Source organism: Aminobacter sp. GW821-FHT11F06, from assembly GCF_058808215.1.
On record NZ_JBXARL010000009.1, the window covers coordinates 248408 to 264568 of the forward strand.

General features: G+C 63.4%; 14 protein-coding genes. All 14 read left to right on the forward strand.

Going from position 1 to position 16161, the window contains the following annotated elements; translation table 11 throughout:
• Nucleotides 1-2 precede the first annotated feature (2 nt).
• The 14 genes from AC1RTB_RS21660 (at nt 3) to AC1RTB_RS21725 (ending at nt 16106) form a co-directional block, all read left to right on the forward strand.
• Entirely contained in the window at nt 3-1037 is a 1035-nt protein-coding gene (locus tag AC1RTB_RS21660) for an ABC transporter substrate-binding protein (RefSeq protein ID WP_492879567.1), read from the forward strand.
• Nucleotides 1038-1121: 84 nt separating this feature from the next.
• Nucleotides 1122-2198 carry an ABC transporter ATP-binding protein gene (locus AC1RTB_RS21665; RefSeq protein ID WP_492879568.1) on the forward strand — a complete coding sequence of 359 codons (1077 nt, stop codon included), beginning with the start codon at nt 1122-1124 and terminating at the stop codon, nt 2196-2198.
• Nucleotides 2180-3082: an ABC transporter permease gene (locus AC1RTB_RS21670; RefSeq protein WP_492879569.1), complete on the forward strand. Its 903-nt coding sequence runs from the start codon at nt 2180-2182 to the stop codon at nt 3080-3082. Before AC1RTB_RS21665 ends, AC1RTB_RS21670 begins: the two co-directional genes overlap by 19 nt.
• Entirely contained in the window at nt 3079-3894 is an 816-nt protein-coding gene (locus AC1RTB_RS21675) for an ABC transporter permease (RefSeq protein WP_492879570.1), read from the forward strand. The genes AC1RTB_RS21670 and AC1RTB_RS21675 overlap by 4 nt, the downstream gene beginning before the upstream one ends.
• A gap of 232 nt (nt 3895-4126) precedes the next feature.
• A complete protein-coding gene (locus tag AC1RTB_RS21680; RefSeq protein WP_492879602.1) occupies nt 4127-5008 on the forward strand; it encodes an ABC transporter substrate-binding protein in 882 nt (293 codons plus the stop codon).
• A 68-nt stretch (nt 5009-5076) separates the two neighbouring features.
• Nucleotides 5077-6000, forward strand: coding sequence for an amino acid ABC transporter permease (locus AC1RTB_RS21685; RefSeq protein ID WP_476788851.1), 924 nt, complete (start codon nt 5077-5079; stop codon nt 5998-6000).
• Nucleotides 5997-6800: an amino acid ABC transporter ATP-binding protein gene (locus AC1RTB_RS21690; RefSeq protein ID WP_492879571.1), complete on the forward strand. Its 804-nt coding sequence runs from the start codon at nt 5997-5999 to the stop codon at nt 6798-6800. Before AC1RTB_RS21685 ends, AC1RTB_RS21690 begins: the two co-directional genes overlap by 4 nt.
• Nucleotides 6801-7021: 221 nt before the next feature.
• Nucleotides 7022-10501 carry an indolepyruvate ferredoxin oxidoreductase family protein gene (locus tag AC1RTB_RS21695; RefSeq protein WP_492879572.1) on the forward strand — a complete coding sequence of 1160 codons (3480 nt, stop codon included), beginning with the start codon at nt 7022-7024 and terminating at the stop codon, nt 10499-10501.
• Nucleotides 10502-10791: 290 nt separating this feature from the next.
• Nucleotides 10792-11883, forward strand: coding sequence for an ABC transporter substrate-binding protein (locus AC1RTB_RS21700; protein WP_492879573.1), 1092 nt, complete (start codon nt 10792-10794; stop codon nt 11881-11883).
• A 103-nt stretch (nt 11884-11986) separates the two neighbouring features.
• A complete protein-coding gene (locus AC1RTB_RS21705; RefSeq protein ID WP_492879574.1) occupies nt 11987-12880 on the forward strand; it encodes a branched-chain amino acid ABC transporter permease in 894 nt (297 codons plus the stop codon).
• Nucleotides 12873-13766 (forward strand): branched-chain amino acid ABC transporter permease, encoded by an 894-nt coding sequence (locus AC1RTB_RS21710; RefSeq protein WP_492879575.1) that lies wholly within the window; start codon nt 12873-12875, stop codon nt 13764-13766. Before AC1RTB_RS21705 ends, AC1RTB_RS21710 begins: the two co-directional genes overlap by 8 nt.
• Entirely contained in the window at nt 13759-14520 is a 762-nt protein-coding gene (locus tag AC1RTB_RS21715; protein ID WP_492879576.1) for an ABC transporter ATP-binding protein, read from the forward strand. Before AC1RTB_RS21710 ends, AC1RTB_RS21715 begins: the two co-directional genes overlap by 8 nt.
• A complete protein-coding gene (locus AC1RTB_RS21720) occupies nt 14517-15272 on the forward strand; it encodes an ABC transporter ATP-binding protein (protein WP_492879577.1) in 756 nt (251 codons plus the stop codon). The genes AC1RTB_RS21715 and AC1RTB_RS21720 overlap by 4 nt, the downstream gene beginning before the upstream one ends.
• 33 nt (nt 15273-15305) lie before the next feature.
• Nucleotides 15306-16106: a maleate cis-trans isomerase family protein gene (locus AC1RTB_RS21725; RefSeq protein WP_492879578.1), complete on the forward strand. Its 801-nt coding sequence runs from the start codon at nt 15306-15308 to the stop codon at nt 16104-16106.
• Nucleotides 16107-16161 lie beyond the last annotated feature (55 nt).

Genomic DNA, 16161 nt, shown 5'->3' on the forward strand with positions numbered 1-16161 from the left:
CGATGAAGCTGACCAGGCGTGAATTCGCCGTCGGTATGACGACGGCTATTGCCTCGATGACCCTGCCGCGACTTGCATCGGCGCAATCGTCCTTGGTTGTCCCGACCTATGGCGGGCTCTGGGCGAAATTCTGGGAAGAGCATCTTTTGCCCGGCCTGAGTTCGGCCACCGGCATCCAGCCGCAGCTCGATGTGGGGCTCGGCAAGGACTTCGTCGCCAAGATCCGCGCCGGCGGCGATCGCTCGCCCTACAGCATCTTCATGGGCAACGAAAACATTGCCGCCGTGCTGCGCGCCGAAGGCTTCTTCGAGCCCTTCGACCTCGCCAAGCTGCCCAACGCCCAAAAGACCTTCCCGCAATTCATCAACAAGGACGCCAAGGGCATCCGCGCCATTGTTTCGCCGATCGGCCTGGCCTACCGCACCGATCTGGTGAAAACCGCGCCCACTTCCTGGCACGATCTCTGGGAGAACCCGGAATTCAAGGGCAAGACCGGGCTCTACCAGATCGGCAACACCGGCGCGGTTTTGTTCCTGCGCCTGGTGGCCGAGCTGTTCGGCAGCGGGCCCGACGATTTCGACACCGCCTTTGCCAAAATCAAGGAGCTGCTGCCCTTCACCCAGGCATCGTGGAGCGGTGAGGTGGCAACGGCGCTGATCCGCGGCGACGCGATCATCGCCCCGGTCGACTGGACCGAGATCATGACGCTGCAGGACAAGGGCGCACCGGTTGCGATCATAGCGCCCAAGGAAGGCGTGCTCGCCTTCGAGCAGTCGTTCAACCTGGTCGCCACCGGCACCGAAAAGGATGCCGCGCACGCCTATCTGAACTACGTGCTCGACGCCAAGGTTCAGCAGGACATGGCCAAGGCCTTCTACACCTCGCCCAGCAACAACGAGTCTGTCGTCGACGCGGCGATGTCGGCGCGCACGCCGATCGTCGGGCCACGCATGGCCGAGATCAAGAGTTACGACTGGGACAGCTACGTCGACAAGGCGGCCGAGATCGCCGACCGCTGGAACCGGGAAATGGCCTGAGCCGCACCGCGACTGGCAACGACGTAACCGCATGGCCGGGAGGTGCCCCCACCTCCCGGCAGGGAAACTGCGCGAGGATATCGGATGACCGCACTGACCATCGACCGTATCAACAAGCGGTATGGCAATCTGCACATCCTCAAGGACATTTCGATCCCGATCGGCCAGGGCGAGTTCGTCTCGCTGTTGGGGCCGAGCGGCTGCGGCAAGACAACGACCTTGCGCTGCATCGCAGGTTTCGAGCGGCCCGACAGCGGCCGCATCCTGTTTGGCGAGCGCGACGTCACACACGCTCTGCCCGAGCAGCGCGACATTGGCATGGTGTTCCAGTCCTACGCGCTGTTTCCGCACATGACGGTGGCCGAAAACCTGAGTTTTGGCCTCGAAGTGCGCAAGGTCTCGATGCCCGATCGCCAGCGGCGCATCGCCGATGTGCTGGCCATGGTGCGCCTTGAAGGCTACGACAAACGCTATCCGCGCGAGCTCTCCGGTGGCCAGCAGCAGCGCGTGGCGCTGGCGCGTGCGCTGGTCATCGAGCCGTCCGTGCTCCTGCTCGACGAGCCGCTGGCCAATCTCGACGCCACCTTGCGCGACGAGATGCGTTTCTTCATCCGCGACCTGCAGCAGCGCGTCGGCATCACCAGCATCTACGTCACCCACGACCAGGCCGAGGCAATGGTCATGTCGGACAAGATCGTGGTGATGAACGCCGGCATGATCTCGCAGTTCGGCTCACCGCGCGAGATCTACGAACGCCCGGCCTCGCAATCGGTAGCCGGCTTCATCGGCCGCTCCAACACCATCGGCGGTAAGGTCGCCGAAGCATTGGGCGGCGACAGCTACAAGGTCGAGACCGCCAGCGGCAGCATCGGCACCACCGGCCCGGCGGGCCTGGCCAAGGGAGCGTCCGTGCAGGTCATGATCCGGCCGGAGAATATCCGCACCCGCAAGCAAGGGGCCGGGGAGGCGGGCAGGGATGAAAACGTGCTTTCCGGCGCTGTCGTCAACTCGGTCTACCAGGGCAGCGCCAACCAGCTTGCCGTCAAGCTCGCCAGCGGCGACCGTGTCATCGTCGACGTCAATGGCCGCAATCCGCTCGATGTCGGCGAACAGGTCGCGCTGGGCTTTGCCGCGCGCGACACATGGCTTTTGGCATCATGAGTGCGGTCGAAGCAGCGCCGCGCCTTGAAAGCCGCGGCAGTCGCGGCAGCGCCACCTGGATGATCGTGCCGGCACTTGTGCTGCTGATCGGCTTTTTTGCCCTGCCATACCTGACCATCATCACCATGAGCCTGCGCGAGGCTTCGACCCGCGCCGTCTATGGCGAAGGCTTCACGCTGGCGCACTACACGACAGCACTCGGCGACTTCTACATCTGGGGCATTCTCGGCCGCACCTTGCTGATCGGCGCAACAGTCACCGTGCTTTCGCTGCTGCTCGGCTACCCCGTCGCCTATCACCTCGCCATGTCGCGCTCGCGCTGGACCAGCCTGCTCTACATCTTCGTGCTGTCGCCGCTGCTTGTCGGGCTGGTGGTGCGCACCTTCGCCTGGATGATCATCCTGTCCAACAACGGCGTTGCCAACCAGGCGCTCAAGGCCGTCGGCCTGATCAGCTTCCCGCTCCAGCTGATGAACAACTCGCTCGGCGTGACGATCGCGCTGACGCATGTGTTCTTGCCCTTCATCATCCTGCCGCTGCTCGGCAATCTGCAGGCGATAAGCCCTGATCTCGCCATGGCGTCGCGCTCGCTTGGCGCCTCGCGCATGCGGACCTTCTTAAAGGTCACCTTGCCGCTCAGCATGCCGGGCATCCAGGCCGGCACCATTTTGGTGTTCGTGCTTTCGATCAGCGCCTATGTCACGCCCGCCATGCTCGGCGGCACCGGCGGGCGCACCATGTCGGTGCTGGTGGTGCAATATCTCGTCGACAATTTCCGCTGGCCGGCAGGTGCCGCACTCGCCATCATCATGGCGGCCGTGGCGATCATCTTCGTCGGGCTCTATCTCAGGCTTACGGCACGCGCGATGCGGAGGCTGCCATGACACGCGCATCGAGCGGCGTCGAAAAGACGATCTGGGACCGGCTGTTCACGGCCCTGGTCGCCGCGATCTACATCTTCCTGATGTTCCCCATCGTGCTGGTGGTCTTGCTGTCGTTCAATTCGGGCGAGTTCCTGGCCTTTCCGCTCGAGGGCTTTTCGCTGCGCTGGTTCGAGGCGCTGTTTTCAAACAAGCGTTTCCTCGACGCCACGCTCTATTCGATCCAGATCGCCGCGGTGTCGACAATCGTCAATGGCGTGATCGGCACGCTGGCGGCGATCTATGTCGCCCGACATGCGACGGTGGCGCGCGACTACATTCGCCTGATCATGACGGCGCCGCTTTTGGTGCCCGAGATCCTGACGGCGATCGCGCTGCTGTTTTACTTCTACGAAATCCGGCTCGGCACCGACTATTCCATCGGCATCCAGATCGGCCACATCGTCGTCACCTTCCCTTATGTCTTCCTCAATGTGTCCTCCGCGCTGTTCAACTTCGACCGCTCGCAGGAAGAGGCGGCGCGCAGCCTGGGCGCGGGCGGCTGGATGACGTTCCGGCGCGTGACGCTGCCGGCGATCAAGCCCGGCATCATCACCGGCTGCCTGTTTGCCTTCGTCATCTCCTTCGACATCTTCAACATCTCGCTGCTGCTCAAGTCGATCGGCAAGAACACGCTGCCGCTGGAATTGTTCGATTATCTGCGTTTCAATTTCGATCCGACCGCAGCCGCAATTGCCTCGCTCAGTATCTTCATGACCTTCGCCGCGATCCTGATCATCGACCGAACGGTCGGGCTCAGATCGTTGCGCTTCTGAGAAGGCTGCGCCATTGCCGCTGCATGCGGGAAAACTGCCATTTCCGGCGCGATTTATGTGTCCGGGCAGGGGCGCTCGCTTGACAATTCATCAGCCGTAAAAATACATTTCAATATCAGAATTTGGTTCTGACGTGACGCCCGCCAAACAAGAAGAGCGCTCCGCGCCGTTCAAGGGGAAGGTCGCCATGAGGACGAAGCCAGGGGCAGCAGCCGCCGGTCATCTCAGCACAATGAGGAGGGTTAAAGTGCATCATCTTTCGCTTCTGCGCGGCGCAAAACTTGCCGCAATCGCCGCAACGGCCCTGGTCGTTGGCGCCGGCACGCTTGCTGCCGCCGAACTGCCGAAGTCGCCGGAGGTCAAGGACACCGGCAAGCTGATCATGGCCAATACGCTCGAATACGCGCCGTTCGAGTTCATCGCCGAAGACGGCAAGCAGGTCGGCATCAATATCGAGCTTGCCCAGGAAGCCGCCAAGCTGCTCGGCGCCGAGCTTGAGGTCACCCGTATCCCGTTCCCCTCGATGGTGCCGGGCCTGGCGGCAGGCCGTTTCAAGGTCGCCTGGGAAACCTTCGCTGCGACCGACGACCGCCTGAAGCAGGTCGACTTCGTGATGTTCATCAAGTCGGGCATCGTCGCTTCGACCACGCCTGACAAGAAAGCCTCGTTTGAGGGCGAAAACAATCTCTGCGGCAAGCGCGTCGGTGTCATCGGCGGCGCGGTTTCCGACTTCATCGCCGACCGCCTGAATGAAGAATGCAAGGCCAAGGGTAAGCCGGAACTCGCCAAGAGCATCTTCCCCGAGGGCAAGGACATCATCCAGGCCGTGCTCTCTGACCGTCTCGACGCGCGTCTCGACGACGCCACCGCCTCGGGCTATTTCGAGGTGACCAGCAAGGGCCAACTGGTGGTCGTGCCCGGCCTCTATGACGTCGCACCACTCGGCATCGCCATCCCCAAGGGCGACAAGGAAACCGCCGAAATGCTGAGTGCCGCGCTCAACGAGATGATCAAGAACGGCACCTACAAGACGATCATGGCCAAGTATGGCATGACCAGCGCGATGATCGAGGAAGCCTACGTCGTCGATGCGGCCGACAAGATCCGCAAATAATTGATCTGACCCGGCGAGGGGTCTTGCGCCTCTCGCCGGTCACCTAACTTTTTCAAGAGGGCGGCTGAATGAACCGGGCCGAAACGCAAACACCGCCACCGGAGGCGCTGGTCGTCGTTCCGCTGCGCCATTATGGACTGTGGGTCGGCACGGCTGTCACGCTGGTCATCCTGGGCCTGGTGCTGAAGGCGCTCGCCACCAACCCGGCCTTCGACTGGCCGACCGTCGGCAAATATCTGTTTCATCCCTCGATCATGCGCGGTCTTGGCCAGACGCTGCTTTTGACGGTCACCATCATGGTGCTTGCCGTCATCATCGGCACCATCGTCGCCATCATGCGGCTGTCGCCGAGCCGCATCCTCAACGCCTTTGCCAGCGCCTATATCTGGTTCTTCCGTGGCGCACCCGCACTGATCCAGCTGATCTTCTGGTTCAACCTGTCGCTGATCGTGCGCGAGTTTTCGCTGACGCTGCCATTTGTCGGCACGTTGTTTTCGGTCAAGACCAACGACGTCATGACGCCCTTCGTTGCGGCCGTCATCGCTCTGTCGCTACATGAAGCCGGCTACATGGCCGAGATCGTGCGCGCTGGCATCAATTCAGTGGCATCAGGACAGACCGAAGCCGCCGGCAGCCTCGGCATGAACCACCGGCTGATCCTGCGCCGCATCACGTTGCCCCAGGCGATGCGTTTCATCGTGCCGCCGACCGGCAACGAAACGATCAATCTTTTGAAGACCACGTCGCTGGTGACCATCATCGCCGTCAACGACCTGCTCTATGCCGCGCAGAGCATCTATGCCCGAACCTTCGAGACCATTCCGCTGCTGATCGTGGTGGCGTTCTGGTACCTGTTCGTCGTCACCATCCTGTCGATCGGCCAGCACTACATCGAGCAATATTACGGCAAGAGCGACCAGCAGCAGGGCGTGTCGATGGGTGGCATGCTGAAACGCGCCTTCAGGTTCGGACGGGTGGCACAGCCAGCATGACATCGAAAGCAGAAAACCAGGCCCGCTTCGGCGTTCCCGAAAACTCCATGGTGTTCGCGCGCGGCGTGCGCAAATCCTTTGGCGCTGTCGAAGTGCTGAAAGGCATCGACCTCAACGTCCCAACCGGTTCGGTCGCCTGCGTCATCGGCCCGTCGGGATCGGGCAAGAGCACGTTCTTGCGCTGCATCAACCATCTCGAAGAGGTCAGCGGCGGCGTGCTTCTGGTCGACGGCGAATTCGTCGGCTACGATTTGCGCCACGGCAAGCTCTACGAGGTCAACAACAAGCTCCTGTGCCAGCGCCGCGCCGACATCGGCATGGTGTTCCAGTCGTTCAACCTGTTCTCCCACATGACGGCGCTCGAAAACCTGATCGAGGCGCCGATGATGGTGAAGGGCCTGTCCAAGGCGGAAGCCAAGGACAAGGCCTACGCACTGCTCGAGCGTGTCGGGCTGTCTGCCAAGGCCGACGCCTATCCGCGCCAGCTCTCCGGCGGACAACAGCAGCGCGTGGCGATCGCCCGGGCGCTGGCGATGAACCCGAAGGTGCTGTTGTTCGATGAGCCGACCTCGGCACTCGATCCCGAGCTTGTCGGCGAAGTGCTGGTGGTGATGCGCGATCTCGCCGAGAGCGGCATGACGATGGTTGTGGTCACCCATGAGATCGGCTTTGCCCGCGAAGTCGGCGACCAGCTGATCTTCATGGATCGCGGCGTCGTCGAAGAGCGCGGCGAACCCAGGGAAATGATCGCCAACCCGCAATCGCCGCGCACACGGGAATTTTTGTCCCACGTGCTGTGAGCGGCAGCGTCAACTGCTGGAAAACGGAAAAGGGCTCGGCATATGCCGGGCCCTTTTTGTAGGCTCGCGTGCATCAAAAGAGTGCCGTCGCATTACGGTTGCCTGCTCGACGTCGATTGACTGGCCAATGTGTATACAGTAATGGATAGACAAGAGAGCAGACTTGCTCTCGCATGTCAGTTCCGTTCTGGCCGTGCCCGGGCGGGGTCCAGGAGATCTAGATGGCCAATGCGGCAGTTTCGCTCGACGACAAGTACCTGCTGGACGACGGGCGCATCTTCGTGACCGGCACCCAGGCGCTTGTGCGCCTGCCGATGGTGCAGCGTCGGATTGACCGTGTCACCGGCCTCGATACGGCGGGTTTTGTCACCGGCTATCGTGGCTCGCCGCTGGGCGGCATCGACCAGGCATTCGGCCAGGCACGAAAATTTGCCGAGGCCAACGAGATCCGTTTCCAGACCGGGCTCAACGAGGACATCGCCGCGACCGCCATCCTCGGCACCCAGCAGATCAATCTGATGGAAAAGGCCAACAAGCAGGGTGTCTTTTCGATGTGGTATGGCAAGGGCCCCGGCGTAGACCGCTCGGGCGATGCCTTCCGCCATGGCAATCTCGCCGGTTCGGCCCCGCATGGCGGCGTGCTGCTGCTCGCTGGCGACGACCACACCTGCAAGTCCTCGACCACTTCGCACCAGAGCGAATATGCGCTGATGGACGCGATGATCCCTGTGCTCAATCCGGCAGGCGTACAGGAGATCTTGGACTTCGGCCTCTATGGCTGGGCGCTGTCGCGTTATTCCGGCTGCTGGACAGCGCTCAAGTTGATCGCCGAGACCGTCGATTCCTCCGCCTCGATCGTCGTTGCCAGCGACCGCATCGCTTTCAACACACCTGGCGATTTCGAGATGCCGGCCGGTGGGCTCGGCATTCGCTGGCCCGACAGCCCGCAGGAGCAGGAGCGCCGCCTGCATAACCTCAAGCTGCCGGCAGCCCTTGCCTTTGCGCGTGCCAACCGCTTCGACCGCGTCGCGCTCGGCGGCCCGCGCCGCCGGCTTGGCATCGTCACGACCGGCAAGTCTTATCTCGACGTGCGCCAGGCGCTCGATGAACTCGGCATCTCCGAAAAGCGCGCCATCGAGCTTGGCCTGTCGATATACAAGGTCGGCATGGTCTGGCCGCTGGAGCCCGAGGGCATCGTTGCCTTTGCTTCAGGGCTGGAAGAGCTTTTGATCGTCGAGGAAAAGCGCCCGCTGATCGAAGGCCAGGTCAAGGACATTCTCTACAACATGCCGGCCGAGCGGCGGCCGCGCATCTTCGGCAAGCGTGATGGCGAAAACCGCATCGTCTTGCCGGCGCATGACGACCTTACCGCGATCCAGATCGCCCGGGCGATTGCCGCGCGCATCCTGCCCTTCATCGAAGACAAGGAACTGGTAGAGCGCATCGGCAAGCTGTCCGATATCGACGGCGCCAAGCTCGCCAGCCTCGCGCCCGTCCAGCGCACGCCCTATTTCTGCTCGGGCTGCCCGCACAACACCTCGACGCGCGTGCCCGAAGGCAGCCGCGCGCTGGCTGGCATCGGCTGCCACTGGATGTCGCAGGCGATGGACCGCAACACCGCGACCTATACACATATGGGCGGGGAGGGGGCCAACTGGATCGGCCAGGCGCCGTTCGTGCCGACGCGCCATATTTTCCAGAACCTCGGCGACGGCACCTATTTCCATTCGGGCCTGCTCGCCATCCGGGCTGCGGTCGCAGCCAAGGTCAACATCACCTACAAGATCCTGTTCAACGACGCGACGGCGATGACCGGCGGCCAGCGCCATGACGGCACGCTCAACCCGCAGCGCATCACCCATCAGCTGCGATCCGAGGGCGTCGAACGCATTGCGGTCGTTTCCGACGACATCGAAAAATACCACGGCCAGGAGCCGTTCGCGGCCAATGTCTCTATCCACCATCGCGACGAACTCGACGCCGTGCAGCGTGAACTGCGAGAGATCGAAGGCGTGTCGGGCATCGTCTACGACCAGACCTGTGCCGCCGAGAAACGCCGCCGCCGCAAACGCGATCCCAAGCCGCGCGTCGAACGCCGCGTCATCATCAATGAACTGGTCTGCGAAGGCTGCGGCGACTGCTCGAAGAAGTCGAACTGCCTGTCGGTGACACCAGTCGACACCGAGTTCGGGCGCAAGCGCCGCATCGACCAGTCGTCCTGCAACGAGGACTTTTCCTGCGTGAAGGGTTTTTGCCCGTCCTTTGTCACTGTCGAGGGCGTGAAGCCGCGCCGGCCCAAGAATGTCGATCCGAAGACGATTGCAGCACGGCCGATCGCGGAGCCGGCGCCGTTTGAACTCACAGCCCCCTGGAACGTGCTGGTCACCGGCGTCGGCGGCACCGGCGTCATCACCATCGGCGCGATCCTTGCCATGGCCGCCCATCTCGAAGGCAAGGGCTGCTCGACGCTCGACATGGCCGGCATGGCGCAGAAGGGCGGGCCGGTGACGACGCATCTGCGCTTTGCACCGACGCCTGACGACCTGCATGCGGTGCGCATTTCATCGCGTTCGGCCGACGTCGTGCTCGGCTGCGACCTCGTCGTTGCCGCCGGCAAGGAGGCGCTTAGCGCCATCGCCAACGGCAGGACGCGCGTCGTGCTGAACTCGGAGGAGACGATCACCGGCGCCTTCATCCGCGACCCCAATTTCCGCGTCCAGGGACTAGGGCTTGCGGGCGTCGTCAAGGATATCGCCGGTACGGACCAGGTCGAAACCATCGCCGCCACCCAGATCGCCACGCAACTGCTGGGCGACTCCATCGGCACCAATCTGTTCATGGTCGGTTATGCCTGGCAGCGCGGGCTGATCCCGCTGGCCTCGGCAAGCATCGACAAGGCGCTTGAGCTCAACGGTGCGGCGGTCGAGATGAACCGCACCGCCTTCCGCCTCGGCCGGCTTGCCGCGGCAGACCGTGCGGCTGTCGATGCCTTGCTTCCCAGGACGCAGGCCAACTCGCCGCTTGGCCATCGTGTCGCCTCGCAGTCGCTCGACGAGGCCGTGACACGCCGCGTGGCGTTCCTCACCGCTTATCAAAACGCTGCTTATGCAAACGAATACCGGGCCTTCGTCGACAAGGTGCGTGCCCGCGAAAAGTCGGTAACGGGTGCCGAAGGCAAGCTCGCCGATGCCGTCGCCCGCTATCTGTTCAAGCTCATGGCCTACAAGGACGAATATGAGGTGGCGCGGCTATATTCGGATGGCACCTTCCGCAAGCAGCTGGCCGAGACCTTCGACGGCAAGGGCAAGCTGACCTTCCACCTGTCGCCGCCGCTTTTGGCCAAGAAGGATCCCAACACCGGCGAACCGGCCAAGATGACCTTTGGCCCGTGGATGCTGGGCGCCTTTGGGGTGCTGGCGAAGTTCAAGCGCCTGCGCGGCACCGCACTCGACCCGTTCGGCTACAGCGTCGAACGGCGCACCGAACGCGCGCTGATCGTGGAATACCGCGCCCGCATCGAGCGGGTGCTCGCAAGCCTGACGCCCGACAGACTGGCGACCGCCGTCTCGATTGCCGAGGTGCCCGAAGAAATTCGCGGCTACGGCCACGTCAAGGAGCGCAACCTCAAGCTGGCACGCGTCAAATGGGCATCGCTTGAACAGGCCCTCGAGCAGCGCCCGTTGCCCATCGCCGCCGAATAGTTTCGGTGCCGGCCCGATTGCAACGGGCCGGGATTTTTTGCCTCCACGCACGCGCCATTCCGCGCCCGAAACAACGGCGCGGAAATGCTTCGCGCGCTTGTGCGCTGCAGCACAAAAGCCACGCGAGAAGCCCGCAAAACCGGGCTTTTCAGCTATCTTGCAGATAAAATGGCAAGTGCATCATTATGTGTATTCACTTCTGAAAAATTCTGTGTCTACATGTTTTCAATAAAGAGGGGACCGGGCGCCACGTAGCGGCCCGGCCGACAACGAAACAAATGGAGATGAAAATGCACAAAGCCCTATTGGCTGCCGCTTGTCTTGCGCTGAGCAGCCTGCCTGCATTGGCCCAGGAAGTCGTTCTTGGCGCCGTGGTGCCGCTGTCCGGCGCGAGCGCTACGCTCGGCGACGACCAGCGCCGCGGCATCGAGCTTGCCGTCGACCAGATCAACGAGAAGGGCGGCGTGCTCGGCGGCAAGAAGCTGCGCGTCATCGTCGAGGATTCCGGTGGCCGCGCGCCGTCCGCGCTCGACGCCGCCAAGAAACTCGTCACCGTCGACAACGTGCCGGTGGTAATCGGCGAATACTCCTCCGGCATCACCATTCCGGTCGGCCAGTACCTGGTCCAGGAAGGCCGCGTGCATCTCAATATCGGCTCGTCGAGCGGCAAGATCCGCGGCCTCGGCGACGGCTCGTTCTCGCTGATCGGCCTCGACAACGTATCCTCCGGCTTCGCCGCCCAGGACGTGGTCGACAACAAGTGGAAGAAGGCGGCGGTGATCGTGCCGAACAACGCCTACGGCCAGGGCGTCGCCGAACAGTTCCAGAAGGCTTTTGCAGCACTTGGCGGCGAAGTCGTCACCACCGTGATGTACACCGAGGGCCAGACCACCTATCGCCGCGAGCTGCAGCAGATGGAGCGCAGCGAGCCCGACGTCTATGTCTACTCTGCCTATGGCAAGGAAGCCGCGACCATCAACCGCGAGTCCTTCGAGCTCGGCATCAACGCGACGCCCTGGTACGCCATCTATCTGTCGATGTGCACCTCCGACGCCGACCCGAAATTCGTCCAGGGCCAGTATGGTCTCGACCTCAACTACATCGGCCCCGATGGCGCGGCTTATGAAGCTGCCTACAAGGCCAAGTACAACGAGCCCTTCAAGACCAGCTTCAACGGCTATGGCTACGACGCTGTCATGATGGCCGCTGCCGCCATCGAAAAGGCCGGCTCGGCCGAGCCCAAGGCGATCAGTGCCGCGCTGAAGGAAATCGGCAACGGCTACAAGGGCGCCACCGGCGACATTACCTTCGATGCCGACCGCCAGCGTTCCAAGCAGCCCTATCTCAAGCTCAAGATCGAGGACGGCGTCCAGCAGCGCTAGGGTTCTAACCCTCGTCCTTACGGCAGGCCGGAACTGGCGTCCGGCCTGCCTTTCCGCACCAGCGCAGCCGCTGTGTGATGAAGTCCCCTTACGAGAAAAGAGCATGGTCCAGTTTGTCGTCGACGTCCTGATCCGCGCGGTCGACCTGGCGCTGATCGCCATCGGGTTGAGCAGCGTCTATTCGCTGATCCGCTTTCCCAATGTAGCGCTTGTGCAATATGCGACGACAGGTGCGCTTTTGGCGCTTGGCCTTCAGATGGCTGGCCTGCCGCTGGTGGTTGCGGCCATCGCCGCTTGCGCCCTTGTCGGCATCATCGCCGTGGTGCTCAACGTCGTCGTGTTCGAGCGCCTGCTGCGCGCCGGCTCGGCCATTGCCATGATCGGTTCGCTGGCGCTGTCCATGGTGTTTTCGGCGATCTTCCTGGTCACCGCCGGCCCCAGGCCCAAGCGCTTCGAACTGGAGATCAACCCGCCGCTGCGTTTCTTAGGTGCACGGCTGACCGAGCATCAGCTGATGTCAGTCGGCATCAGCGCGCTCGCCATCATTGTCTTCGCGCTCATCCTCTTCCGCACCGACCTCGGCCGCTGCATGCGCGCCACCGCTACCAATTCCGTGCTCGCCAGTGCCACCGGCATCGACACGCGCAAGGTCACCAACACGGTCGTCTTCCTCTCTGGCGTGATGGCAGCCCTTGGCGGCATCGGCCTGTCGGTGAAGGGCGAGATGAGCGCCCAGCTAGGCCTCGACATGCTGCTGCCGGTGTTTGCCGCCGCCATCCTGGGCGGCCTCGGCAATGCGCTTGGTGCCGCCGTCGGCGCCGTCGTCATCGCCGCGGCCGAAACCATGGTCACCAATGTCAATTTCGGGCCGCTGTTCGGCGAATCCGTGCTGTTCATTCCCGCCGCATATGCCACCGCAGCGTCCTTCCTGCTGCTTGTCGTCGTGCTTCTGGTCAAGCCCTACGGCCTGTTCGTTTCGGAGGTGAAGCGTGTTTGAGTTCCTCATCCATGTCGCGATCATGGCCTGCCTCTATGGGCTGTTGTCGCTCAGCCTCAATCTGCAGGTCGGCTTTGCCGGGCTGGTCAATTTCGGCCAGGTGATCCTGTTTGGCTGCGGCACCTATGGCGCGGCCATCGCTTTCTCGCACCAGCTCGGCCCGGTCGCCGGCATCGCGCTTGGCATCGTCTTCGCCCTCGTGGTCGCCGCTGCCTTCGCGCGCTTGGGCCGCAATCTCGGCGCCGACTATTGGGGCATCGCCACGCTTGCGGTCGCCGAAGTGCTGCGCATCCTCGCCAACAATGAGGCCTGGCTGACCGGCGGCGCGCAAGGCGTGAGCGGCATCCCACTGCTGTTCGGCGACATGCCGCGCCCCATGGGCCCGCTGATGACGCTTGGCCTGTGTGTTCTCCTGCTGCTCGCCGCCTGGTGGCTGTGCCAGCGCCTGACCAACAGCCGCTACGGGCTTGCGCTCAAGCTGATGCGCGAAGAGCCGCAGCTTGCCGCCTCGCTCGGCTATGATCTCGCAGCGCTCAAGACGCAGACGCTGATGGTCGCGGCCGTCCTGGCTGCTGCCTCGGGCTTCGTCTTCGCCCACTACATCACCTTCGTTGGTCCCGACCAGCTGGTCAGCTCCGAGACCTTCCTGATCTGGGCGATGGTCATCATCGGCGGCTCGGGCAACCATCTCGGCGCCATTGTCGGCGCCATCCTGATGCAGTTCCTGTTCGCCTTCGTTCCCTTCGTGAAGGACGCGCTTGGCCTGCCGTCGGAATATGTCGCGGCAATGCGCCTGACGCTCGTCGGCGGTGGCCTGCTCGCCTTCCTGATGTGGCGCACGCAGGGCCTGATCCCCGAACGTATCGGAGGCAAGCAAAATGGCTGAGGCCGTCCTGACCGCCGAGCGCGTCGCCAAGGCTTTCGGCGCCCACAAAGTGCTGAGCGACGTACGCTTTCGCATTGGCGCCGACGAGATCGTTGGCCTGCTCGGGCCCAACGGCTCGGGCAAGTCGACCCTGCTCAACATCGTCTCGGGCTTTTCGCGCCCCGATGCCGGCGAGATCCTTTTCCTCGGCAAGAGCGTCGCCGGAATGCCTTCGCACAAGATCGCGCGGCAAGGCCTGGTGCGCACCTTTCAGCTGCCGTCGATGCCGCACCGCATGACAGTGCGCGAGGTGCTGCGCGCCGGATCGCGCGATGGGGCAGGGCTGCTCGACGCCTTCACCGGCAAGGGCAGCGACGACGCCGAGGCGGACGAGTTGATCGAACAGTTCGCGCTTGCGCCCGTCGCCCACCTGCCGGCAAGCTCGCTGTCGGGCGGACAGAAGAAGCTGCTCTCCATCGCTGTCGCCTTGCGCACCAGGCCGAAGCTGCTTTGCCTCGACGAGCCGACGGCGGGTGTGCATCCGCAGTTGCGCAGCCGCATGGTCGAGCTGCTCAAGGCGTTCAACAAGCGCGGCGTCGCCATGCTGGTTGTCGAACACGACATGCATTTCATCCGCGAGCTGTGCGGCCGCTGCATCGTGCTCGATCGCGGCGAAATCATCGCCGATTGCGCCCCGCGCGAGCTCACCGAAAACGAGCGCGTCGTCGAGGCCTATCTCGGCAAGTCGGTGGCCAGGCAGAAGGTGTCGGCATGATCCGCGTCAACAATGTGCGCGCCGGCTATGGCGACGGCCCCGATATCCTCCAGGGCATCGACCTTACGGCTTCCGGCGGCGAGATCGTCACCATCCTCGGCCCCAATGGCTGCGGCAAGTCCACGCTGCTGAAATGCATCGCCGGTTTTGTCAGGCCGCGCGGCGGGGCGGTCGAGATGGAAGGCCGCGATGTCAGCGCGGTGGCCGTGCACGACAAGGTCAAGCACCATCGCATGGGCTTCGTGCCGCAGACCGACAATGTGTTTTCAACGCTGAGCGTCGCCGACAACATCCTGCTCGGCGCGCGCCATCTGCCGGTGGCCGAACGCAACGAACGTTATGCCGAGCTGATGGCGCAATATCCTTCTCTGGCTTCCAAGCAGGAGCGCAAGGCCTCGGCTCTGTCGGGCGGCGAACGCCAGATCCTGTCGCTGGCCCGCGCCCTGATCTCCAACCCCAAGGTGCTGCTGCTCGACGAGCCCTCGGCGGGCCTGTCACCGTTGATGATGCACGATGTGTTTGCCGCGATCGCCGAGATCCGCGACCGCACCGGCATGTGCATCGTCATGGTCGAGCAGAACGCTTTCGAAGCACTCAGTGTTGCCGACCGCGCCTATGTGCTGTCGCTCGGCAAGGTGGCGATCGAGGGGAAGGCCGCAGACCTGCTGGCCGATCCAGCGATGCGCCATCTCTACCTCGGCGGCGAGCCCCCGGCCGCCGAGGACAAACCCCGGCTCGCGGCAGTCAGCTGACGCAGCACCTCCCCAGACATAGAAGGGCAGATCATGACCATCGCTGCACAGCCGGCCGGCCAGGCCGGTCTCGTTTCGAACATCGAAAACATTCCGTTCGACACCGACAACGGCATCGGCCAGACGGCCAATCTCGGCCTTCTGGTGCTGCGCACCGACCAGACCATCGAGGACGAGTTCCGCTTCGCCTTGCCCGAGGGCGTGGCGCTCTATGAGGCGCGGCTGCATTCGCCGGTCGAGATCACGCCCGACAATCTGCGCAAGATGGAGGCTGACATCCCCGGCACCGTCGGCCTTTTGCCCGACGTGCGCTTCGACGTCATCGGCTTTGGCTGCACTTCGGGCGCGCTGGTGATCGGCGAGAGCCAGGTCGCCAAGCGCGTCCGGGAAGTCATGCCCGAGGTGAAGGTCACCGATCCGGTGACAGCGGCACTCGCCGCCTTCAAGGCGATGGGCGCCAAGAAGATCGCGCTGCTCACGCCCTATATCGCCACCATCAACCATTCGCTGCGCGAAGCCTTCATGGCGCGTGGGCTTGAGATCCCCGTCATGGGGTCGTTCAACGAGCCGGACGACAATCTCGTCGCCCGCATCACCACCGAGGCGATCGAAAAGGCGATCCTCGACGTCGGTTCGTCCGACGAATGCGAGGCGGTGTTCGTCTCCTGCACCAGCCTGCGTGTTGCCCGCATCGCCGAGCGGGTGGAAGCCAAGCTCGGCAAGCCGGTGACCTCGAGCAACCATGCCATGGCCTGGCACATGCTGCGCCTCGGCGGCTACGACAGACCGATCGAAGGCCTCGGCAAGCTCTATCGCACTGAGCTGGCAGGCTGATCTCCGGACCTCCAAAAGCAAGAGCCGCGGCATCTCTGCCGCGGCTCCATATTTT